The organism is Nostoc sp. CENA543, from assembly GCF_002896875.1.
Lineage (GTDB): Bacteria > Cyanobacteriota > Cyanobacteriia > Cyanobacteriales > Nostocaceae > Trichormus.
The window spans coordinates 4,031,852-4,053,861 of the sequence record NZ_CP023278.1 but is presented as its reverse complement, the minus strand read 5'-3'; the positions used below and the strand labels follow the sequence as shown (position 1 = coordinate 4,053,861).

Genomic DNA, 22,010 nt, shown 5'->3' with positions numbered 1-22,010 from the left:
CTCCATGAGTCCTAACCTGAAAAAGGAGGATTTACGAAATAATGCGGCTTTAATTAGGGAGTTGTATCTACGAAAACCTGTTGGTAGAAGCAATGTTGCAATTGCTGAATTGTACCTTGATAACAATGTAGCTTTCTGTGCTGGAGCTACTTCCAAAGGGGGTAGCAAGAGTCCGCTCCGCACAACACCTACTCCTAAATCAGAAGGAGGGCAATTTCAGCCATCTATTGACTCTCGCACAAATCGGTTGATGGATACTGATGCCGAGTATAAAGTCTTATCGGAAATTGCTCATATCCTGGAAATGTTTTACGATCTTCAAGTAAAGGGCAAACTCTATCTTTATACTGAGTTTCAACCATGCGAGAGTTGTAACAGCGTGTTAAGGCAGTTTAGGGAAAAGTTTCCACATATAGAAATAGAGGTTTTTTGGGACTACCCATATCCACCATAATTACTACAGGACTAGGGAGGAGTTATGACTTCGAGAAGGAGTAGTTCTATAAACAGAAAGTCATTATTACGGTGCAATTTACCTAACTCACTACAAGGAACATTAGACAAGGTATTGCAAGAACATTATGAAGAACTCTATGAACCAGAAGCAACAGCCTCTCTTGAAGACGCTTTAGACGATATTTTTACTTCATTTCAGAATGAAAATCCCTCATTAAGCCATCTTCGTTGTGTTTGGATGGCATTGATACTTGCTGTTGTTGTAGAACCTACAGTTAAATATTATCAGCCTGATAACTGTATTCCCCAGGTAACTATTAACCAAGTAGCTGTTTGGTTAATAACCAATATCACAGAAATGTTTAATAATGAAGAGCAAAGTGTTCAAGCCGTGAGAACAATAGCAGAAAATGCTACAGTCAATCACTTGCAACTTTTGAATACAACAAAAAAAATTGCCAGCTTCCAGATATTATATGAAGCTTTGGATGTTTATAGTAATGCAATAAAAGCACTTGCTCCTAATCAGTCACTAGCCGCACTGATAGATATTTTAGATGATTGTCTAGAGGGCTATGCCATCTTTCCTGGCTCTGATAGCAGACGCGAATTATTTGAATGGTGGTTATTAGATGTTGTACCAGCAAGTTGGTATTTATTGCCTCCTAGCTCTATCTACTCGACAGGTAAATCAGCACATGAAAAACACATAATATCTCGTCAAATAGATAAATTAAATGACATCAGTATAGCACTGTGGACTATTATTTCTCTAGCTGAAAAAGATAAAAACAAAAATTATAATACTAAAAATATTGGGATATTAACCAATTCAAACCACACATTTAATATTGCTTTCAAAAATAATTTATTAGATAAAAAATTTGACAATAATAAATTTTTTATAAACAAGCATAAGACAAGTATAAATTAAAATGAGTTACTATTTTTGAACGGAGAGGATGTCATGCAATGAGTGAGCAAAAAGATGTGATAGGTGAAATTTTAAATAGTCTTCGTGTGGGTGATGCTAATGAAGAAACAGCAGAAAAACAATATGATGAAGAATATGTTAATTTGCTAAAATCTGCTTGCAAAAATTTTATTGAAAAAGAGGATTTTGTAGTTGGACAAATTGTCAAATGGAAAGATAATCTGAAAAACAGAAAATTCCCATACTATAACCAACCTGCTATTGTCATTTCTATACTAGATGAACCTGTGATTAGTCAAGAGAATGAATCTGGTAGTCCTTATTTTTTAGAAACTTTAGATATTATTTTGGGAATAATAGTTGATGATGGTACTTTTTTAACTTTCTATTATGACAGTAGGAGATTTGAGTCTTATTAAAGTCAAGTTGTAATTGTCAAATAAAACAAAAGCGGATAATTATTATGACTTAGATATCCTGTTTAATGTTAACTGTTAGTGCGTTTTAATTCGTCAATAAAGGTGTTAATTGACACATTTTTGAGTTTGAGGATCACGGTTAATGGTAATGCAGTTAGAACAGGTCGTTCCTTTTGGGAGGTCGCTGGATGAATATGTCAAGATGTTTAACTTGACTGATGCTGACTTACAAAAATCAATTTTGAGTGTAGCTGATGGCCCGGCTAGCTTCAATGCCGAAGGTACAAGACAGGGATATCGCATCAAGTCTATTGACCCACTTTATATTTTTACATCGGCGCAAATTCGCGATCGCTTTAATCAAGTCGTTGACAATGTGATTGCACAAATAGAACGAACTCCTGATGATTGGGTGTGGAAGTATCATAAATCACCCGATGGTTTGAGGAAAAATCGCGAACAAGTCACGCAACTTTTTTGTGCAGATTTTGAATTAGGCAAAGATGAGGGTAGATATGAGGTGGGGGAGTTACCCAAATTAAAGTACCAAGATGGTGAATTTGACTTGGGTTTGAGTTCTCATTTTCTATTTTTGTATTCTGACCATTTTGATGAAAACTTTCATTTAGAATCAATTCGGGAAATGCTGCGAGTCTGCAAAGAAGTGAGGATTTTCCCATTATTAACTTTAATGTTACAGCGATCGCCCCACCTGCAATCTATAGTTGAGCAGCTAGAAAAGCAAGGGTACAGATGTGAAATTCACCAAGTTGGCTATGAGTTACAGCGTGGTGGTAACGAAATGCTGAGGATACACTAATTAATTTGTTTAGTCCTTGCGCTATAGATTATTGATATGTGCTAGCTAATCAATTACGGTAAGGTGAAGTGCTGACTCGAAAAGAACAAATTTCCCAAGTAGTTGTCACTGCTGCCCAAATGCGGGACATTGAAGGGCGAATATTTGCCGCCGGAATGCCTGTTGCTGCTTTGATGGAAAAGGTGGCGGGGCTTATTGCTAGGCGTGTTCAGGATATTTATTTACATGAGGGACAGGGAAGACAAGGGGGACAAGGGGGTTCGTGTTTGTGTGTTGGTATCCTTGTTGGCCCTGGACATAATGGCGGAGATGCGTTAGTTGTAGCCCGTGAGTTACATTTTCAAGGGCTAGATGTTTGGATTTATGCACCTTTTTCTAAGTTTAAGGAATTAACTTCACAGCATTTGCAATATGCTCAAAGTTTGGGTATCCCTTGTTATCAAGAGATTGAACAATTACCTGAATGTGATTTTTTAGTTGATGGGTTGTTTGGTTTCGGTTTAGAAAAAGCCATTACCGATCCCATCGCCTCGGCTATTAATCATTTCAATGACTGGGATAAACCTATTATTAGTATTGATGTGCCTTCCGGTTTGCATACTGATACAGGTGAAGTATTGGGGACGGCTATTCGCGCAACTTATACCCTGTGTTTGGGTTTGTGGAAGTTGGGTTTATTACAGGATCAGGCTTTGGAATATGTGGGTAGAGTGGAGTTGATTGATTTTGATATTCCTGTGGCTGACGTGCAAGCGGTGTTAGGCGATACCCACAAACTAAAACGCATCACAACAGCCACGGCAGTTTCTACCCTACCTCTACCTCGTCCCTTAGTCACCCATAAATATAAAGAGGGACATTTACTATTGATTTGCGGTTCGCGGCGTTATGCAGGGGGGGCGATTTTAACGGCTTTGGGTGCTAGGGCTAGTGGTGTGGGGATGTTGTCTGTGGCTGTACCGGAATCTCTCAAGCCGCTTTTGGTTTCCCATTTGCCGGAAGCGTTGATTGTTGGTTGCCCAGAGACGGAAAGTGGGGCGATCGCTCAGTTACAATTACCAGAGAAGACAAATTTAAATTCCTTTAGTGCGATCGCTTGTGGCCCTGGATTAACTACAGATGCTACTCCCATTGTCGAAGAAGTGATGCAATGCGATCGCCCTTTAATATTGGATGCCGACGCTTTGAATATCTTAGCAGGGCTAAATCCCATCCCCACCTTACAAAAACGCCAAGCTGCAACCATCCTCACACCCCACACAGGTGAATTTCAACGCTTGTTTCCCCATTTACCAGATGCTAAACAACATAGAATAGCGGCTGTGCAGGAAGCCGCCACCCAAAGCGGGGCAGTCGTCTTATTAAAAGGTGCCAGAACAGCAATATCCAATCCCCAAGGTATCGTCTGGATTAATCCTGAAAGTACCCCAGCTTTAGCCCGTGGTGGTAGCGGAGATGTCTTAACAGGTTTAATCGGGGGATTATTAGCCCAGGCTATCACTAAAGAATTGCCCATAGAAAATATTGTGGCTACAGCCGCATGGTGGCACGCCCAGGCGGGAATTTTAGCAGCTAAAGAACGCACAGAATTAGGAGTGGATGCCTATACTTTGACAAATTACCTCATACCCGTAATTCAAACTGCTTAGGATTTCCTGAAAGGGTTCTTTGGTGGGGATAGCGAACAGGACTTTAATTTTGAGGATTCAGAGTTTGGAATAAGAATAATAATGTACATTCCCAGACTAGACGGGGTTGGGTGTAAGCGAGTAAATATTTACGTGTTTGTTCTAATTGATTCATGATGGTTGGTTGATGCCATTGTTGCCAGTAAGACTGCTGCAAATAATCAACTAACCACAGTTGGGTTTCTGTATCTAATTCTTTGTCAATTTGTTTAGCTAGTTCTAAAGCTTGGCGGTGGGATGTGGGTACTTGCAGTAAATTTTCGAGTAAGTCTGAGGGAATGGCTTGTAACTGCTCGTAAGCTGCGATCGCACTCCCTGGACTACCTGCTGCTATACTCAAAATCGCAGGATATTGTAATATTTCTTGATGCCCCGTCTTTGTCAACACCTGAGTCAAAGACTCTGTATCCAGGCGAGAAAAAGCGATGCGCTGACAGCGTGATACTAAAGTGGGTAACAAATATTCCGGTGCAGGAGTAATTAAAATTATCGTTGCGTTTCCTGGTTCTTCCAAAGTCTTGAGTAGCGCATTAGCTGCTGCTTCCGCCATTGTTTGGGCTTCCTCCAAGACTACTATATTTCTGGGTGCTTCCAAGGAAGGACGACTGAGAAATTCAGTGATTTCTCGAATTTGTTCCAGCCTAATTACAGGTGGTGCTTTGCGTTTGAGTTTTTTTTCAGCAGCTTCTGCGGCGGTGAGGCGTTGCCCTTGATATTGGTAAGTCGGCTGTACCCACAGTAAATCAGGGTGATTACCTTGACGCAAACGCTGTTGTAAAGATGAGAAAAGTCGCGCTTCTACAGCAGTTGAAAATAACAACTCTACAAAGCAACGCGCTGCTAAACTCCGTCCTACACCATCTGGCCCCGCAAATAGATAAGCCGGGGCGACTCGGTTTTGCGTAACAGCTTGAGTCAGTAACTCAATAGCTTGCTTTTGTCCTACCAATGGTGCAAACGGGTTATTGGTCATTATTAAGTAATTAAAATTACATATAAAGCTTATTTAATTTTTCACGTATTTGCCTTAATAATCGCCGTTTTTCTCTATTTTGTGGTTATCTTCGGCTAAATGCTGCATATAAAGCAGTTGTTTGCTATGTCTATTAAATTTGGGGGAAAAATATGGACTTTCTCATTGGACAAATTATACTGTTCGCTGGAAATTTTGCACCACGAGGCTGGGCATTCTGCGATGGACAATTATTATCTATACAGCAACACACTGCCGTGTTTTCTATACTTGGCAATAATTTTGGTGGTGATGGTGTTAGGAATTTCGCTCTGCCCAATCTACCTGTTGTCGTGGATACAGACGGAAAAGGCGAATCTCGATACATCATTTGCCTTGAAGGAATTTACCCGTCCCGTTGGTAGTAACCTAAGTGTCTGTTAGATGTCTTCATGACTTAGTTAACTACAAATAATTTTACATTTTTCATATAGCAGTCCTAAATCATTCATGAGACACAAGATCCCCTACTTCTCAAAGAAGTCGGGGATCTGGACACCGCAAGTTCTCACAAATCAGATAGGACTGCTATATACAAACACTGTGAATATCATACAGAATTATCTCTGATCACAGTAAAACTCCTATCATAAATGTTAACTATTATTTAAGTATTCTCCACATAAAAATCAATACTTTACATTAATAATCGAAAATTTAGTAAATATATACACATTTTCTAGACAAAACACCGTTCAAGCACTAACCTAATAAATAAAGATAGAAGCAAATTCTGCTACATAACTTTAGATAGTTTCCACTGTTTAAGCACATACTAACTAACCATCAACAATCAAAAAAAACAATGTTATCGTCAAAACTATTTAGCTCCAAAAGCAAATTCCTGACAGCTTTAGGATTAACTACTGTTAGTTTATTGCTGACAACTAACGCTGCCCAGGCTTTTACACTTGTTAATAGAGCAGGTTTTACGGATGCAGAGTTCGAGAATCTGCTATTTAACGGTGAATTTGAAGAATTATTTGTGGCTGAAGGCCGCATTGGGAACAACAGCTTAAATTCTGCGGAAAGAGAATTAGGTATTAACACACCCTTGATACCTAGTGGTAGTAATTTGACTGGCGGTATACCAGTGGTATCAGGTCAACGTGTATGGGGTAATGGTACACCGGTGAATTTTTCCTTAGAATACACTGGCAGTCAGGTAAACTATATTGTGGGTGGACAACTACTCAGCACTACTAGTTTTACTGGCGCTGCTAATAGTATTTTTATCCGTACTCGTGCAGCTGATAATAGTTTTATAGAACTGAGTAACTTAGTCTTTGATGGCACAGCAATTGGTGATACTGTTCTCTCGTCTGTAAGCGGAACGGGAAGAGATATAGACTATCTGCAAATCAGCGATATATCTCAGCCTTTTACCCTCACAGGTCAAGTGTTAATGAGTTGGACAGATGCGTTACCCAGAAATTCAGCCCTAGCTTATCAAATTAAAGTGGGTTCTACTCCTACATCTGTACCTGAACCTGGAATGGTGGGTGCGATGTTCTTAGCTGGTGTTGCTGCTGTAGGTTACGGCAAGAAAAAGTCATCTGTGAATAACTCAACAAAAGAAATATCTTTGTAATGTTAAGTTTTGACATTGAAGATTATGTTGGGCGGGGTATAAATCTCCGTCCAGTATTTTCCCCAATCCCTAGTCCCTAGTCCCCTATTCCCCATTCCCTGAAAAGCGATCGCCTGTAGCAAATTTGTGTAACTCCTCAACAAACTTGTGATGTTCCCCTGAATTTAATCCTGTTTGCAACACCCCCAATACTTGCTGCATATTACCTGTTACTAATGCAGAGACATCCAGCCACAATCCTGGAAATACTTGACTTTGAATGATACCATCTGGATTTGGTGTTAACTCCACATATTCACCATCTTGCAAACTGAACCAACTCACGGTGCTTTCAAATACTTGCCAAACAATATATTCCTGAATGCCATTGCGACGATAGGCGCGTTTTTTATCGTACAAATCTTTAGTTGCACTACTAGCAGCGACTTCCGCAACTAATTCCGGCGCGCCTTCCACATAACCATCCACACCAATATAAGAACGTCCCCCACAAGCAGTATCAATGATCAAAATAGCATCCGGCTGGGGTTCATTATCTAAATCTAGTCGTACAGTTGGGTTATCACCTAGTCGAACGCCAGGTGTAGCCACTTTATAAGACCATAACCAGCCCATTAAATTGCCGTGGGGTTCGGCGTGGGGTTCAAAGCGCAGAGGGGAAGCCACGTAAACGATTCCTTCAATTAATTCAGCTTTTTTCAGATTAGGCATAGCACTGTAACGCCGCTCAAATTCAGGACGAACCAAGCGATCGCCACTCTCAAGAGGAGGAATATAATCAGGGGTAGCTGAAGAAGTTGGTTGTTGTGGAGAGGTGTTAACCATAACCGCAAGTGGTGGCATTGGGTAGTTTGATTTTATCATTGCCCAAGTGGAGCAATTACGGCGGAGCAAGGGGTAAATTCACTTTTCCCTGGCAACAGACAGGGATTAAAGCACCATTATTCATTATTTCAAGCCCCTACGAATCATTGTTTTACTAACCCCTACACCCCAAAACCAAGGTTTTTGGTACACAACGTAAAAAACCTACACCTGTTAGCTGCCCCCTGCCCCCTGCCCCCTGCCCCCTGTCCTCTTCGTTGACAACTCCTGGAAGTGTAAACGTAAAACTGCCTGTATTGCTTGATGTACACTTTCTTTACTCAAACTACCATCAACCCGAACAGTACGAGAGGCAGAGGAAGCAGCTAAATCTTGATAGCCTTGTTGCACACGACGATGAAAAGCAATAGTTTCTTGCTCAATACGGTCTAATCCCATTGCATCCCCACGTTTACGAGCAAATCCCACCTCTACATCTACATCTAACCAGATAGTTAAGTCACTAATTAAGCCACCAGTAGCAATCTGATTAAGTTGATGAATTAAATTCATATCCAAACCGCGACCATAACCCTGATAGGCAATGGTAGAGTCAACATAGCGATCGCACAAAACATACTTCCCTGCGGCTAAATTGGGTAACAATTCTTGGGAAACGTGCTGTGCGCGATCGGCAGCATACAATAATAATTCCGTCACCTCAGCCACAGGCTGATCCTCTTTCTTTTCTAATAACAATCGCCGTAAATGGACACCTAACTCCGTTCCCCCTGGTTCACGAGTAATAATTACTGAAATCCCCAAAGCTTGTAACCAATCTGCACAAAGCTGCATTTGGCTAGTTTTGCCGCAACCTTCTACACCCTCAAATACAATTAATCTGCCACCCATCGTTAGTAATTCAAAATTCAAAATTCAAAATTCAAAATGAAGAAACCAGCATCTAGATGCTTTAACAGTCTACGTGATAGGTGGGGACATTGGGCATGGGAAGACAAGGGAGAAGTAATGAGTGCTGTTAGCGGTAGCGCGGCGTTTAGCCGGTGCTGAGTAATGAGTGCTGAGTAATGAGTGCTGAGTAATGAGTGCTGAGTAATGAGTGCTGAGTAATGAGTGCTGAGTAATGAGTAATGAGTAATGAGTAATGAGTAATGAGTGATGACTAATGACTAATGACTAATAACTAATGACTAATGACTAATGACTAATGACTAATGACTATTGACCATTGACTATCTGCGTTAACCTAGTTGGGAAGGCAGGAATAAATTCTTATGAAAAAAAGGATTTGGTTGGCACTTTTGGTGCTTGTGGCAATTGTGATTGTTGGTGGTAGAGAGAGTTCATTTTTTCAACAACGTGAATCGGTAGAAATTGTAGAGAGTAGACCAGTAATTACACCGCAAACCCAACCAGAATCTCCAGCAATTAATCCGGCTTTGCAAGTATCTGCGGATAGATTATTAGCTCATATTCAAAAGTTAAATTTTCAACGCTACACAGCTAAAGAGCGATCGCTTGCTCGAATTTATATCACGAATGAATTAGGTAAATTCGGCTGGAAACCGAAATTAGAAAGATTTCCTGATGGTGTGAATGTATTTGCGGAACGTCCAGGAACTGACACCACAGCCAAGGCAATTTTAGTGGCTGCCCATTATGATACTGTGGCTGCCTCTCCTGGTTCTGATGATAACGCTAGCGGTATAGCAGTATTACTGGAATTAGCCAGAATTTTTCACTCTTTACCCACACCCCAAACTTTGCAGTTAGCATTTTTTGACAAAGAGGAAGCAGGATTAGTGGGAAGTAAAGCTTTTGTGCAGGAAGAACAGCGTTTGCAAAATCTCCAGGGCGTAATTGTCATGGATATGATAGGTTATGCTTGCTACACTAGTGGTTGTCAGCAATATCCCCAAGGTTTACCTGTGACTCCACCTAGTGACAAAGGCGATTTTTTAGTTGCCGTAGGTGATACAGAACATTTATCACTGTTGACAGCCTTTCAAAAATCTCAGCTAACGAATTTACCAACTGTGTTGACTTTACCGATTCCCCTCAAAGGTATACTGACACCGGACACTCTGCGGAGTGATCATGCGCCTTTCTGGTATCAAGGAGTCGGTGCTGTATTGGTCACAGATACCGCTAATCTTCGTACACCCCACTATCATCAACCTAGTGATACGCCTAATAATATCGAGCGATCGTTTTTTCTCGGTTCCGCACAAATTGTAGTTAATGCTACTAATACTTTATTAAATCAACAAACTGTACAAGCACCAAATTAACAATCAAAAATCTACGATGTGTGAATCCGACTTGATGAGTGAAATCATTTGCTGAGGAAGGTAACAGGGAATAGGTAACAGGTTAAGAAGAAATCAAAGTTTACCTAGCTTCGCAGAAATCAAATTATGATTCCTATAGTTTGGCATTTTCCCTGCAATAAAATGCCAACCCCAAATTAAGAAAGTCAGATTTTACCTTCCATTGAAACATTATTAATGCTAGATATGGTTATACAAATTTAAAGTTACAAAATCTTGGATGTATAGAGGTTTTTAAATACTTAAACCTTGTCATCAATATTCACATCTATCGACTGAGATATTTTGAGTTTTGAGTAAAAATCAATGCAAGCCTTGGTGCGTACCGAACAAGAACTAGTTGCACAACTGGAAACGGGCAACGGTCTGCAAGAAAACCGCGATGGGCTGCGTCCCACTTTAGGTGAGCGCGTTTTAGAAGCCACAGCCGCAGCAGCTAACGCTTTATTGACGATCAATGATCTCAATGAAGCGGTGAGAAATGCGCTTAAACTCATTGGGGAAGGTTTAGATGCCGATCGCGTAGCCGTCATTGAAAATTTTATTCATCCCACCCTACCCCAACGCTGTTGGAAAGTTTTATATGAATGGAATTCACCCCATACAGTATCTCAAATTTCCCATACTGATGCAGCCGAAGGAGTTTATGAGAATGGGGGAATTGCACATTGGTATGAACTTTTAAGCCAAGGTCAAAACCTCAGCTATCTCCTAGAAGAAATGCCGGAACCATTTCGCAGTAGTCAAGCGGCAATAGGTGTTAAGGTGCTGCACGCTGTACCGATTTTTGTGGAAGGTCAGTCTTGGGGTGCATTGGGTTTTGATGACTGTCGGGAAGTCAAACATCGAGGTGCATCTGAACTAGCCTTACTCAAAACCTTAGCTGCTTGTGTTGGCAGTTCTATTCAGCGTCAACGTATCCAGCAAGCGGAAAAGCAACGCACCGCCGAACTAGCAAAAGCCCATCAAGAATTACAACAGCGCGATCGCTTACTATCTGTAGTTGCCCAAGTTACGAAAAAACTTTTAGAAAACGAAGACATTGATGTCGCAATTCCTACAGCCTTACAAGCAATAGGGGAAGTAGGAAGTATGAGCCGTGTGCAACTGATTTTGGAACGTCAAGACCCAATTACACACAAACTACAGCACCACATCACCTATGAATGGGTAGCTGAAGGCATCATCCCTCAGATTAATCATCCCACAATGGCAGTCATTGACAATGATCATGTTGATTGTCTTCTCAAAGAACTGTATGCGGGACGTTCGAGGTGGTGCATAATTGATGACTTTCCCAATGAAATCAAACCACAGTTTGCACTTCTGGGAATTAAATCTTCTGGGGCAGTGCCATTATTTATTGCTGGAAACTACATTGGCTGTGTAGCCTTTGATGATTGTGTTTATCCGCGTCTTTGGAGTCAACAAGAAATTGATGTCTTGACTACTGCGGCTGAAAGCATTGGTGCAGCTTTACATCGTCAACAACTAGTAGAACACCTGATTGCAGAACGTGCTAAAGCTGCCGAGAAACGAGTAGCAGAACTATCTAAAGCCAACACAGCCCTCAAAAATAGCCTCGACCGCCTTGCCACCGATGCTGAATTAGATACATTTCTGGGTCACGTCATCTTAGAAATTCAACATCAACTAGGCGCACAGCGATCGCATCTATTTCTCTATGATGCGGCCTCCCATACTCTACAGTTACATTTGGGTTCGGAGAACGGCCAAGTAATGCCGAAAGCTCAACTACAAAATATCCCACCCTTCCTAGAACCAATCCCCGCAGATATTACCAAAGCTTGGGAAATCCTGATCACCACCAAACAACCGTTAGAATTTGCTATTTGGGAAAACGCTCATCCCGAACATTGGCCTGAAACTGTCAAATGGCATCGCCAAATGGGACATCAGACCGCCATGTGTATTCCCCTAATGCTGGGTAGTGACATTGCTTTAGGTTTTTTAGGGTTAGCATTTACCAAGAAAGCCACCTTGAACCCAGAAGAATTTGAACTAGCCCAAGCATTAGTACATCAAGCAACATTAGCCATTCAACTAACACAATTAGCCGAAACCGCCAAACAAGCTGCCATCCTCAAAGAACAGGAAAAAGCGGCTAACAAGCAAATTGCTGAACTGGTGAGAGCCAATGAATCCTTGCGTGGTTGTGTGAATCGTCTAGCAGATAAACCAGACTTAGAAACGTTCTGGGAACATATTCTCATAGAAGCCTCTGCCCAAGCTAAATCCTATGCGGCTGCCTTGTTTCTCTACAACGAAACATCTAATACCCAAATCATGAAACGATATGTCAGAGAAGGCCAGGTACTGCCCATTAGGACTACACCCGACCTAGAACCGTTTCGAGTGCCAGTCAAAGGCAATATGATTTCCTTTTGGAAAGAAGCTCTATTTCGAGGTGAAGCTATATTTTTTAATTTAGATGAATGCAATCACGCCATTCATTCAGGTGTCAAGTGGCATCGGGAGCAAGGACATCGTTCTATTGTACGTGTACCCTTAATTTTGGGTTCTCGTCCCTTGGGATTTATCGGTTTGTGCTTCCGCGAACCCAGAACTAGCTTACCCCCAAATATTGAACTGATTATGGCGTTAGCACAACAAGCGACATTAGCCATTCACTTGACGCATTTAGCCGAAAAAAGCCGCCAAACTGCAATTCTAGAAGAACGTAACCGGATGGCGCGAGAAATTCACGATACCCTAGCTCAAGCTTTTACTGGTGTAATTATACAGTTGGGGGCAGCTTCTAGAATAGTTCCGCATCAATTGACAGAAGTGCAAACACACATCACCCAAGCCAGGGATCTCGCCCGTGAAGGACTAGCCGAAGCCAGGCGTTCAGTCAATGCTTTGCGTCCTCAAATCCTAGAAACTAACAATCTATGTAAAGCTTTTAACCGTCTAGCAGAGCAAATGTCTGTATCTGTGGAAAAACAAATTATTTGTCAGCTTATTGGGGAAATTTATCCCTTAGCGGTAGATATAGAGAATAATTTACTACGAATCGGTCAAGAAGCATTGACAAACGCCATTAAATATGCAATTGCCAGTGAAATCAAGATTGAACTAGTGTATGAACCGAAGCAATTTATCTTGCGTGTTAAAGACAATGGCAAAGGATTTGAGGCCAATAGTGTGCCTACAACCAAAGGTTTTGGTTTGATGGGGATCAAAGAACGTTGCGATCGCATGGCAGCACAGCTGACAATTCAAAGTATCCCTAGTCAAGGAACTGAAATTACCATATCTATTAGTCGAGAGTGATTAGGGATGAATCAATTCAAAATTCAAAATACCCTTACGGGAAGCAAGCTACAAAATTCAAAATGAAGAAGAGTTGGGGACTGGGGATTGGGGACAAGGTGGACAAGGTAGAATTTATTTCTTAACTCACTCATTACTTATTACTTATTACTCATTACTCATTACTTATTACTCATTACTTATTACTCAGCACCAGCTAAACGCCGCGCTACCGCTAACAGCACTCACCACTCCTATGCTTTTGCCAAACCAGATCCGTATCTTGATTGTTGATGATCATCCTGTGGTTCGCCAAGGTTTAGCTGCCATGATTGATCGGGAATCAGATATGGCGGTGGTAGGACAGGCGTGTAATGGGCGTGAAGCTGTCGCTGTATTTCGACAACATCAACCTGATGTCACCTTGATGGATTTACGGATGCCGGAAATGGACGGAGTGGCAGCTATTACTGCTATTTGTAATGAATTTGAAAATGCCCAGATTATCGTGCTGACTACCTATGACGGTGATGAAGACATCTATCGTGGACTGAAGGCTGGGGCTAAGGGTTATTTATTGAAAGATGCTGAACCAGATGAATTACTCGCAGCTATTCGTATGGTGAATGCGGGACAAAAGTATATTCCTCCTTCCGTGGGTGCAAAACTAGCGGAAAGAGTGGGTGTGTTACAACTGAGTGGGCGAGAATTAGAAGTTATCCGCTTGATGGCTACTGGTAAGACTAACCAAGAAATTGCTAGCGCATTGCAGATATCAGAGGGTACTGTCAAGTATCATGTCAATAATATCTTGAGTAAACTGGGAGTGAGCGATCGCATCCAAGCTGTGATTACAGCCCTCAAACGCGGGATTGTCAGTCTTTAAACCTAGCCAAAAGTTAAGGTATTTTCCCCATCCTGAGTATAAATCAATCTTGACTGTTTCCTATGCTCAACACTTGAACTTTGGCATAGGGACAAACTTGGGCTGATCCTATAGAGTAAACCCAGTGCCTCAATGCAAGATTCATACCAATAGACTAATACCAATTCGCAATTCGCAATTCGCAATTCGCAATTAAGAAAAGCAGGTATTATCTGGGTTTTAAGGTTTGCATCTGTTGCTTGATTTTGGAGAATTGGTATAACGTCCCGCTTTGCTAACGCAACGATGCTCTCACTCCGCTTTGCTCTAAGCGCAGCTATGCCGCAGGCTTTACGTAATTAAGAATGTCAGGTATCATCATGGGTTTTAATGTTTGCCGTTGCATAAAGTTTTAATTTAGACACATTTATAGGAGGATTTGTTGCCAGACTTTCATCGTTTTGTTTTTGGGAATGGTAGTGAGCAAATCTCTCAAAACTTACAAAACAAACAAGAATTCTGGATTTATCCAGCAAAAGTACCAGGGATTTGGGTATGGGAAATTACAAATGAATCGTTAATGCTTGTGATTGATCCAGTTTTGTTATCTCAAACAGCAGCAGAAATCGGTGGATTACAGGAAAACGATATGGAGTTAATGAATACGGGCAATTGTCATCCTCAAGTAGAAGCGATCGCTTGTTTGTTGCAGACAAAACTAAATGAAAACCCTGTTACAGAGTCACTTCCACAGGTATTAATTATTTATCCTCTTCCACAACACCATGAGTTCCCACTACCAACACCGCATTCTGTTGGAGGATTATCCAACCATAGACTCAAGCAGGTAATAAACTACATCCACAGTCATTTGACACAGCCAATTCAGTTAGCTGAGTTATCACAAATTTGTGGGATGAGTCAGTATTATTTTTGTCGTCTGTTTAAGCAATCAATGGGTGTGACACCTTATCAATATGTGTTGCAGCAACGGATGGAAAAGGCTAAACAATTACTGCGACAAAGAAAATATGCGATCGCAGAAATTGCACTCATGGTGGGCTGTGCAGATCAAAGTCATTTCACCAAACATTTCAAAAAATATACCGGAGTGACACCTAGATATTTTGCCGAAAATAGCTGTATGGCCACAATTGACTAATTACTCCCAAAATAGAGGAAAAGACCATGAAGATTGGCATTATTGGCGCAGGAAATATGGGTGGGGGGTTGGGTAAAATTTGGGCGCAAGTCGGACATGAGGTCATTTTCTCCTACTCCAGAGATGATCATAAGTTACATCAATTAGCTGCGTCGGCTGGTGAAAATGCCAAAGTAGGAACACCGACAGCAGCATTTTCCCAAAGTGATGTAGTCATGCTGGCTGTATGGATGCCGTTTTTAGAAGAAGCTCTGCGTTTTGCGGGTTCTCTCGACGGTAAAATTGTGATGACTTGTGTGAGTGGCTTACAACCAGACTTTACAGGCAAAACCATAGGTATAGCCACTGACTTAAAAACATCCGTTGCTGAAATTATTCAAAAATCAGCACCAACAGCAAAGGTTGTGGAAGCCTTTAATATCACCTTTGCAGAAGTGATTGCGGCTGACTCTAGAAACTTTGGTAGCGATCGCCCTAGTATTTTTTATTGTGGTGATGACGCAGCAGCTAAAAAGGTCGTTGCTGGTTTAATTGAAGAATGCGGTTATGAAGCCATAGATGCAGGTGATTTAATAGTAGCCCGTTCCCTGGAAACCTTAGCTACAGCTTGGGTACAGTTTGCTGTAGCCAGTAAGTTATTTCCGAATCTAGGACTTAAAGCCTTGCAACGGTAAGCAGAGAAAGAAATATTGAATCAACGGGTGTAATTATCATAGATGCAATATTAAGAGCGATCGCAGTAATTTAGAATCATCAATTTATCAAAGATTTGCGACATTCCAGGTCTATAACTTCACACATCCTAGTCTGTAAATTCCTTATGTGGAAAAAAGCTATTATCTGCTGCTTGGGTACAATCTCCAGTATTTCTATTGCTACACCTGTCTTAGCCGCAGAGAAAATTGAATTCAATTATCCGCCTTTTGGTGATTTTGATGTCTCAGTTAAAGATTTAGAGCTTTTTGTTAATGAAGGTAAAATCACTCCAAATTTTGCTTTTTACGCTAATCGTACTAAACCTGAGCAGTTAGCTCAACTCAGAGGTTTTTTAGGGACAAAATTTCAAATTACCCCCACGGTAATGTCCCAATTTACCTACTCACCAATCGGCGAAAAAATGCTACTCCGCTTTGGAGAAATTTTACAGACGCGAAATCGTAATAATGGTTTTCATGCCCTGCGTTCTGCTTTAATTTTGTCTGCGGCTAGTCCTGAAGGACTGACATTAATTAATATTATCAAAAAATATTCTAGTCCCAGTATTCGTCTGAATCTTTCAGAAACAACACAAATCATAGGACAGTTATCAGGACTACTACAAAAAAGGGATATAGTAGTTTCGCAAATTCAACAATTATCAAATCAAGAAATTGCAAATTCAGCAACAATAGACTTTAGCCAAAAACCAGATATTCGCCAACCAGGTGATTTTCAAAGCAATAAATTTACCTTCACTCTACACGATCGCGCTCGTGATGGTAAATCAAAAACTGTCCTAGAACGTAAATATGATGTTGATGTTTACCTACCACAACCCAAATCAACAACAGTAAAAGATTCTGCACCTTACCCAGTCATCGTGATTTCTCATGGATTAGCAGAAGACCGCAATACTTTTGTCTATCTAGCTCAACATTTAGCATCCTATGGCTTTGCGGTAGCGGTTCTTGATCATCCTGTGGGTAATTCCCAACAATTTCAAGAATTCTTATCAGGAATTGCTAGCCCTCCCCAACCTATAGAATTGGTTGATCGTCCTTTAGATGTCAAATATCTATTAGATGAACTACAAAATTTAAATGCAACTGATGCTAGGTTTAAAAATCAATTGAATCTCCAACAAGTAGGAATAATTGGACATTCCCTTGGTGGTTATACAGCATTAGCCTTAGCTGGCGGGACTTTTGATTTTGACAAAATTAACCAAGAATGTAATCCTAATCGCTCTTTAAATATTTCCACATTTTTACAATGTCGTGCTAGTGACCTCCCACCTGATAACTATCCCATCAAAGACGAGCGCGTCAAAGCCGTGATGTTGATGAATCCTTTAAATAGTGTTGTATTTGGCGATCAAGGTGTCAGCACAATACAAATTCCGGTGATGATGGTGGCTGCTAGTCAAGATATTTTCACCCCCGCAGTTCCCGAACAAATTCGACCTTTTACTAAAATATCTAGTCAAGATAAATATTTAGTTTTAATTGAAAATGCCACTCACTTTTCTGTACAGTCAGATTTACCCACCAGTACAAGCGTGATTCCTGTTCCCCAAGGACTATTAGGGCCTGATAGAAAAAGTGTCTATTCCTATATGAATGCTCTAGGAGTTGCATTCTTCCAAACTCAGCTTCGCAACCAATCAGAATATAGACCTTATCTCACAGCTTCCTATGCTCAATCTATTAGTCAAGCACCCTTAAATTTGAGTTTAGTTAATTCTAATAGTGGTGAAGCCATCACCCAGATTTTAGATAAACTCTATCAAAATTATTCTAATCTCAGTAATCAGAATTAGAGAGGGATTGGGGACTGGGGATGGGGGAGGCAGGGGAAGCAGGGGAAGCAGGGGAAGAAAAACTTTACTCATTACTCAGCACTGGATAACTCACCACTCATAACTTATTACTTATTACTTATTACTTATTACTCAGCACTCAGCACTCAGCACTCACTACTCAGCACCGGCTAAACGCCCCGCTTCCGCTAACAGCACTCACCACTCACCACTAGTGCTAATCAAACAATATTTTGATGTTCAATGAATCACAATCAACCACCAATCAATTTAGCACCCGGAGTTATTGCGATCGCGCGTCGAGTTAAACCAGGATTAGAAGCGGCTTTTGAAGACGCTACTAAAGGCGTGATATTAGCTGCTAGTACCTTCCCTGGATATTTGGGTAGTGATGTACTTTACCCCAGTAGTAAAAGAGGTGAATGGCAACTCATCTTACGCTTTGACACTCCTGAACATTTGCAAGAGTGGGAAACTTCACCAATTTGTCAAGCTTGGATTGCGCGTGCAGATGTACTGACTGTGAATGAAGCTAAAGTTACCCGTGTCAATAGTCTAGAAGCTTGGTTTACTTTACCAGAAATTCCCAATGCAGTACCGCCACCTAAATGGAAAACAGCAATTGTTAGTGCAGTTGGGATATATCCAGTGAGTTATTTTATGCCTGGTGTACTAAGACCATTTACTAGTGGTCTACCTTTGTGGTTAGCTACTCTAATCAATATTAGTATCACAATGCCGTTAATGACTTGGTTAATTATGCCCCAAGTAACGCGTTTATTTAAAGGATGGCTATACCCGTCAAAGTAATCTAAAATTAATAAAACTATTTCAACGTGTATGTAGACGCGCCGCACTAAGAAAGTTACTATACTTAGCCATAAATTGTTTACATGACTTTATATAACGGTTTTTGTAATTATCCCTTGATAATTTTTTGCTATGCCATACTAGTAAGTGAGAATTAATTCGGCGACCGCGTTTGTTTTTAGTATTGACGGGCTTTTTCCTTTTGGTATTTACAGACTATTCTCCGAAACTTAAATCTCCTAACATTTATGATTTCGGAGACAATTTATGTCAGTTTATGTAGGCAATCTTTCTTATGAAGTTACAGAAGAAACTTTAAATGCAGTTTTCGCAGAATATGGTTCTGTGAAACGGGTTCAGCTACCTACTGACCGTGAAACAGGCCGTTTACGCGGTTTTGGTTTTGTGGAAATGAGTACAGATGCAGAAGAAACAGCTGCAATTGAAGCACTAGACGGTGCAGAATGGATGGGACGTGACCTGAAAGTTAATAAAGCTAAACCCAAAGAAGATAGAGGTTCATTTGGTGGCGGTCGGGGAAGCTATGGTGGACGTAATCGCTACTAAGTCTTATAAATTTAGCTCTAGAAGCTTAATTCACTAATCCAACAAGCACATTAATTGCATTTAGCACTGGCTCAGGCAGAAATGCTTGAGCCTTTTTAATACCGAATCTCAACTATGCAGTGAAAGAACTCTCAAACTTTCACGAGCTAAAAACTAATATCTGGAGTTCTCCATGTCAGACTCAGGTACTTACACTCCTGTAGAACCCGCTATTTTAATCACTATCATTGGTGAAACGGTGCTGAAAGACCGTATTGTTAAGCTGCTAAAAAGCCATAATGTAAGCGGCTACACCATTAGTCAAGTACAGGGTGAAGGCGGTCACGGAAGACGCTTGGCAGATATAGCAGGCTACAACACCAATATTGAAATTAAAACAATCGTTTCATTAGCGGTATCTGATGAGATCATTTGTCAATTAAAAGAGGAGCAAGGTAAGCACGCCTTAATCGCCTTCCGACATAATATAGAAGCCTTCTATTGATTAACTTTTCTTTTCTTTCTACGGCAATTTGTATAGATATGTTGTCGGGAGCAAATTTTATAAATTGCCATGTAATTGAAACCCTTGATATGATTAGCTTTCAGATGAGATAGCTTCATTATCATACTCAGGGATATCACCAAAATCATGTAGACTCTAATAGCAGATTGCTAGGTGTATCAATAATGGAAACTACTACAAATACAATTTCCGAGTTTGAGAAATTATTTAGACAAAAATTACAACTAAACAATTGTAAATTGAGGAAGAAAAGGCAAGAGAATAATTATGAAATTACTACTCCTGCTAAAGACATTTTCTTAATGTACTGGTGCGAATTTCCTGAAATTAACTTGATCTATCAGCCTGTAGGCATACGCACACAACAAACTGCTGTTTATGAACGAGCTATCCGTTCTCATATTAATTCTTGTGTAAGCAGTCTCCAAGGCGGGATGATGATTACTAGTCAATGAGTCTGTCTTTTTTCTCAGATTTACTGGATGGTCTAAAATTAACGCTAACCAGTAGTAATTAAGAGCCTATTTATAAAGTAAATATTTCAGTAGTGGCGTGACACGACTTAAATGATGCAATCGATTTTGATGGAATTAAAAGCAGATGCACGCGGATAGCACTTCTATAAATTGCACTATTGTAGCTGTGTCAGTTCACTACAAATTTCAGGTTTACTTTATAAATAGTCTCTTAGTTGGAGAGATAAAAACATGAGAATGCTACAAAGTTAAGGTTATTTCTAAGTTAATTATGTAACTTCATATATTTATGGAAGCTAAAAAACACAAAATCGAGTACAAGTTTCATTCAATTTATATTGAAGAGGAATCATTAAGTAGAAAGGCTTATTACTATAAGATTTTTGGTGATTTATGTCATAGTGGCGGGTTTGTCAATTCAATTGCTGAGGCAGAAAATGAAGCAAAAGCGAAGATTGATGAAAAATTTAATTTAATAGAAAAAAAATCTGCTTTACAGAGATATTGTGTAATGCGCGATTTTCAAAGCTTTGTTGAGTTATTAAATCAGCAACAGGAAATACCCAAAGAGGTAGCTTATCAAGTAGCTTCTCAACTAGCTTTAGCTTCAACATTAAAGTGTTTTACCAAAGAAGTGCAAAGTGCTGATACAAATAGTTCAACAGATATTAGTAAAGATATAAGCACAGAAAAATTACAGTAAGCATCTAAGCACTCCAATTTTATTTCTGAACTTACGTATAAGGACAGGTAACTACTAACGGGAAACAGAAAATAAAAACTCTACGGTTTTTTTCACAAATTAAATAGCTACCTGATTAAATCACAATCTGGTCATTTCAAATAATTGCTGGGCATTCCTTCCTAAAAAATCCTCAAACAATGCTTGTTTATCTGGTGTGACTTCTACTAAATAACGTTGGGCAATTTCATAATAAGCATAAGTCCAAGGAATCTGTATTTTCTCTCCACTAATATCATCAATTACTGTCACCATTTCCTTCACTGCGGCGGTAGCTGTTTGACGCAAGCCACAAGTTACATCACCCTCTATTTCATTTTTCATTGGTACACCCAAATTAGCTAAACCTGTAGCAGTGCTATCTATATCTGGGTATGTCTGTGTATTTTGGCGGTTAACGTAGCCTGTGAAATGATTGACAGCATAACCATGTAACAGCACCCAAGCACCATATTGAGTCACTTGATTTACAGTTTCCACTGTAGAACGGAGAGGAATTTGCCAAGGACGGGTGAAAGCGGTGTGTAGTTTTTTCACAATACTTTCATCGTCTATTGCTAGTTGACTGGGAAAAATTAATTGCTGCTGAATTTGAGAAACTGTTTGATAAATAAGTTGAGCCGTAGTATCAGGTAATTCATCTACAATTAACTCGCTGATAAATAGCTTGGGTAAATCAAATTCTACCTGTTGCGGATGGCGATAGTGACGGGCATAGAGGTGAGTTTGCGGAAAAATATATTCACCGACTGGTAGATAGCCCAATGATTCAACGATTTGTCCTAAATATTTGATACCTAAACTAACTTGACCTTGAGGACTATCAACCACCATTCGCAAAGACCGAAAAGCGATATGGTCATTAGCAATATTTCCCCCAGCCCTAGTAATCATCTGTTCATAGATTTCAGCATAATTCACCCTGGCTTTATATTCTTGCCAAAGTAATTTCCATAAATGACCAGCAATTTCAGGTTTCATAGTTTTTAGTCATTAGTCATTAGTCATTAGTCA

General features: G+C 40.2%; 22 protein-coding genes. 18 read left to right on the top strand and 4 right to left on the bottom strand.

The window, feature by feature from the left end:
- Window positions 1-4 precede the first annotated feature (4 nt).
- The 5 genes from CLI64_RS16790 to CLI64_RS16770 all read left to right on the top strand — a co-directional run bounded on the left by CLI64_RS16790 (window position 5) and on the right by CLI64_RS16770 (window position 4,278).
- Window positions 5-454 (top strand): deaminase domain-containing protein, encoded by a 450-nt coding sequence (locus CLI64_RS16790; protein WP_103138277.1) that lies wholly within the window; start codon window positions 5-7, stop codon window positions 452-454.
- A 24-nt stretch (window positions 455-478) separates the two neighbouring features.
- A complete protein-coding gene (locus CLI64_RS16785) occupies window positions 479-1,390 on the top strand; it encodes a hypothetical protein (RefSeq protein WP_157943284.1) in 912 nt (303 codons plus the stop codon).
- A gap of 38 nt (window positions 1,391-1,428) precedes the next feature.
- A complete protein-coding gene (locus CLI64_RS16780) occupies window positions 1,429-1,809 on the top strand; it encodes a hypothetical protein (RefSeq protein WP_103138275.1) in 381 nt (126 codons plus the stop codon).
- A gap of 142 nt (window positions 1,810-1,951) precedes the next feature.
- Window positions 1,952-2,629 carry an SAM-dependent methyltransferase gene (locus CLI64_RS16775; RefSeq protein WP_103138274.1) on the top strand — a complete coding sequence of 226 codons (678 nt, stop codon included), beginning with the start codon at window positions 1,952-1,954 and terminating at the stop codon, window positions 2,627-2,629.
- Window positions 2,630-2,748: 119 nt separating this feature from the next.
- Window positions 2,749-4,278 (top strand): NAD(P)H-hydrate dehydratase, encoded by a 1,530-nt coding sequence (locus CLI64_RS16770; RefSeq protein WP_374703976.1) that lies wholly within the window; start codon window positions 2,749-2,751, stop codon window positions 4,276-4,278.
- Window positions 4,279-4,321: 43 nt separating this feature from the next.
- Here CLI64_RS16770 and holB read toward each other — a convergent pair whose 3' ends face one another.
- Window positions 4,322-5,290, bottom strand: a complete 969-nt coding sequence (gene holB, locus CLI64_RS16765; protein ID WP_103138272.1) for a DNA polymerase III subunit delta' — start codon at window positions 5,288-5,290, stop codon at window positions 4,322-4,324.
- Window positions 5,291-5,442: 152 nt separating this feature from the next.
- Here holB and CLI64_RS16760 point away from each other — a divergent pair, with 152 nt between their 5' ends.
- Together CLI64_RS16760 and CLI64_RS16755 are read left to right on the top strand one after the other, a co-directional pair.
- Complete coding sequence (locus CLI64_RS16760) at window positions 5,443-5,694, top strand: phage tail protein (protein WP_103138271.1); 252 nt, start codon at window positions 5,443-5,445, stop codon at window positions 5,692-5,694.
- A 440-nt stretch (window positions 5,695-6,134) separates the two neighbouring features.
- Entirely contained in the window at window positions 6,135-6,920 is a 786-nt protein-coding gene (locus CLI64_RS16755; protein WP_192881551.1) for a choice-of-anchor W domain-containing protein, read from the top strand.
- Between the two features lie 84 nt (window positions 6,921-7,004).
- Here the strand turns inward: CLI64_RS16755 and CLI64_RS16750 are convergent, their stop codons facing one another.
- Together CLI64_RS16750 and tmk are read right to left on the bottom strand one after the other, a co-directional pair.
- Window positions 7,005-7,745 carry a Uma2 family endonuclease gene (locus tag CLI64_RS16750; RefSeq protein ID WP_103140767.1) on the bottom strand — a complete coding sequence of 247 codons (741 nt, stop codon included), beginning with the start codon at window positions 7,743-7,745 and terminating at the stop codon, window positions 7,005-7,007.
- Window positions 7,746-7,958: 213 nt separating this feature from the next.
- A complete protein-coding gene (gene tmk / locus CLI64_RS16745; protein WP_103138270.1) occupies window positions 7,959-8,636 on the bottom strand; it encodes a dTMP kinase in 678 nt (225 codons plus the stop codon).
- Window positions 8,637-9,019: 383 nt separating this feature from the next.
- On the opposite strand from tmk, the gene CLI64_RS16740 reads away from it, so the two are divergent.
- The 11 genes from CLI64_RS16740 (at window position 9,020) to CLI64_RS16690 (ending at window position 20,957) form a co-directional block, all read left to right on the top strand.
- The gene (locus CLI64_RS16740) at window positions 9,020-10,036 is read left to right on the top strand and encodes a M28 family peptidase (protein ID WP_103138269.1); all 1,017 of its coding nucleotides are present in this window, start codon (window positions 9,020-9,022) and stop codon (window positions 10,034-10,036) included.
- 345 nt (window positions 10,037-10,381) lie between these two features.
- Complete coding sequence (locus tag CLI64_RS16735; protein ID WP_103138268.1) at window positions 10,382-13,372, top strand: GAF domain-containing sensor histidine kinase; 2,991 nt, start codon at window positions 10,382-10,384, stop codon at window positions 13,370-13,372.
- A gap of 235 nt (window positions 13,373-13,607) precedes the next feature.
- Entirely contained in the window at window positions 13,608-14,237 is a 630-nt protein-coding gene (locus CLI64_RS16730) for a response regulator transcription factor (protein ID WP_103138267.1), read from the top strand.
- Window positions 14,238-14,658: 421 nt separating this feature from the next.
- Window positions 14,659-15,378 (top strand): helix-turn-helix transcriptional regulator, encoded by a 720-nt coding sequence (locus CLI64_RS16725; RefSeq protein ID WP_103138266.1) that lies wholly within the window; start codon window positions 14,659-14,661, stop codon window positions 15,376-15,378.
- 26 nt (window positions 15,379-15,404) lie between these two features.
- Window positions 15,405-16,052 (top strand): NADPH-dependent F420 reductase, encoded by a 648-nt coding sequence (locus CLI64_RS16720; RefSeq protein ID WP_103138265.1) that lies wholly within the window; start codon window positions 15,405-15,407, stop codon window positions 16,050-16,052.
- A gap of 146 nt (window positions 16,053-16,198) precedes the next feature.
- Complete coding sequence (locus CLI64_RS16715) at window positions 16,199-17,896, top strand: alpha/beta hydrolase (protein WP_103138264.1); 1,698 nt, start codon at window positions 16,199-16,201, stop codon at window positions 17,894-17,896.
- 243 nt (window positions 17,897-18,139) lie between these two features.
- On the top strand, window positions 18,140-18,706 hold the full coding sequence (locus CLI64_RS16710) for an antibiotic biosynthesis monooxygenase (RefSeq protein ID WP_225977368.1): 567 nt from the start codon (window positions 18,140-18,142) through the stop codon (window positions 18,704-18,706).
- Window positions 18,707-18,973: 267 nt separating this feature from the next.
- Window positions 18,974-19,273: an RNA-binding protein gene (locus tag CLI64_RS16705; RefSeq protein ID WP_103138263.1), complete on the top strand. Its 300-nt coding sequence runs from the start codon at window positions 18,974-18,976 to the stop codon at window positions 19,271-19,273.
- Window positions 19,274-19,445: 172 nt separating this feature from the next.
- Complete coding sequence (locus tag CLI64_RS16700) at window positions 19,446-19,757, top strand: P-II family nitrogen regulator (RefSeq protein ID WP_103138262.1); 312 nt, start codon at window positions 19,446-19,448, stop codon at window positions 19,755-19,757.
- A 185-nt stretch (window positions 19,758-19,942) separates the two neighbouring features.
- Window positions 19,943-20,233, top strand: coding sequence for a hypothetical protein (locus tag CLI64_RS16695; protein WP_103138261.1), 291 nt, complete (start codon window positions 19,943-19,945; stop codon window positions 20,231-20,233).
- A 310-nt stretch (window positions 20,234-20,543) separates the two neighbouring features.
- Window positions 20,544-20,957 (top strand): hypothetical protein, encoded by a 414-nt coding sequence (locus CLI64_RS16690; protein ID WP_103138260.1) that lies wholly within the window; start codon window positions 20,544-20,546, stop codon window positions 20,955-20,957.
- A 120-nt stretch (window positions 20,958-21,077) separates the two neighbouring features.
- Here CLI64_RS16690 and CLI64_RS16685 read toward each other — a convergent pair whose 3' ends face one another.
- Window positions 21,078-21,977, bottom strand: a complete 900-nt coding sequence (locus CLI64_RS16685) for a DUF1338 domain-containing protein (RefSeq protein ID WP_103138259.1) — start codon at window positions 21,975-21,977, stop codon at window positions 21,078-21,080.
- Between the last annotated feature and the right edge of the window lie 33 nt (window positions 21,978-22,010).

Bases quoted from the DNA above. Each gene is read 5' to 3' on its own strand.
- CLI64_RS16785 (WP_157943284.1), top strand. From the start codon at position 479: ATGACTTCGAGAAGGAGTAGTTCTATAAACAGAAAGTCATTATTACGG.
- CLI64_RS16790 (WP_103138277.1), top strand. From the start codon at position 5: ATGAGTCCTAACCTGAAAAAGGAGGATTTACGAAATAATGCGGCTTTA.
- CLI64_RS16700 (WP_103138262.1), top strand. From the start codon at position 19,446: ATGTCAGACTCAGGTACTTACACTCCTGTAGAACCCGCTATTTTAATC.
- CLI64_RS16735 (WP_103138268.1), top strand. From the start codon at position 10,382: ATGCAAGCCTTGGTGCGTACCGAACAAGAACTAGTTGCACAACTGGAA.
- CLI64_RS16780 (WP_103138275.1), top strand. From the start codon at position 1,429: ATGAGTGAGCAAAAAGATGTGATAGGTGAAATTTTAAATAGTCTTCGT.
- CLI64_RS16720 (WP_103138265.1), top strand. From the start codon at position 15,405: ATGAAGATTGGCATTATTGGCGCAGGAAATATGGGTGGGGGGTTGGGT.
- CLI64_RS16705 (WP_103138263.1), top strand. From the start codon at position 18,974: ATGTCAGTTTATGTAGGCAATCTTTCTTATGAAGTTACAGAAGAAACT.
- CLI64_RS16690 (WP_103138260.1), top strand. From the start codon at position 20,544: ATGGAAGCTAAAAAACACAAAATCGAGTACAAGTTTCATTCAATTTAT.
- CLI64_RS16730 (WP_103138267.1), top strand. From the start codon at position 13,608: ATGCTTTTGCCAAACCAGATCCGTATCTTGATTGTTGATGATCATCCT.
- CLI64_RS16750 (WP_103140767.1), bottom strand. From the start codon at position 7,745: ATGGTTAACACCTCTCCACAACAACCAACTTCTTCAGCTACCCCTGAT.
- CLI64_RS16740 (WP_103138269.1), top strand. From the start codon at position 9,020: ATGAAAAAAAGGATTTGGTTGGCACTTTTGGTGCTTGTGGCAATTGTG.
- CLI64_RS16775 (WP_103138274.1), top strand. From the start codon at position 1,952: ATGGTAATGCAGTTAGAACAGGTCGTTCCTTTTGGGAGGTCGCTGGAT.
- CLI64_RS16760 (WP_103138271.1), top strand. From the start codon at position 5,443: ATGGACTTTCTCATTGGACAAATTATACTGTTCGCTGGAAATTTTGCA.
- CLI64_RS16715 (WP_103138264.1), top strand. From the start codon at position 16,199: ATGTGGAAAAAAGCTATTATCTGCTGCTTGGGTACAATCTCCAGTATT.
- CLI64_RS16685 (WP_103138259.1), bottom strand. From the start codon at position 21,977: ATGAAACCTGAAATTGCTGGTCATTTATGGAAATTACTTTGGCAAGAA.
- CLI64_RS16710 (WP_225977368.1), top strand. From the start codon at position 18,140: ATGAATCACAATCAACCACCAATCAATTTAGCACCCGGAGTTATTGCG.
- CLI64_RS16770 (WP_374703976.1), top strand. From the start codon at position 2,749: ATGCGGGACATTGAAGGGCGAATATTTGCCGCCGGAATGCCTGTTGCT.
- holB (WP_103138272.1), bottom strand. From the start codon at position 5,290: ATGACCAATAACCCGTTTGCACCATTGGTAGGACAAAAGCAAGCTATT.
- CLI64_RS16755 (WP_192881551.1), top strand. From the start codon at position 6,135: ATGTTATCGTCAAAACTATTTAGCTCCAAAAGCAAATTCCTGACAGCT.
- tmk (WP_103138270.1), bottom strand. From the start codon at position 8,636: ATGGGTGGCAGATTAATTGTATTTGAGGGTGTAGAAGGTTGCGGCAAA.
- CLI64_RS16695 (WP_103138261.1), top strand. From the start codon at position 19,943: ATGGAAACTACTACAAATACAATTTCCGAGTTTGAGAAATTATTTAGA.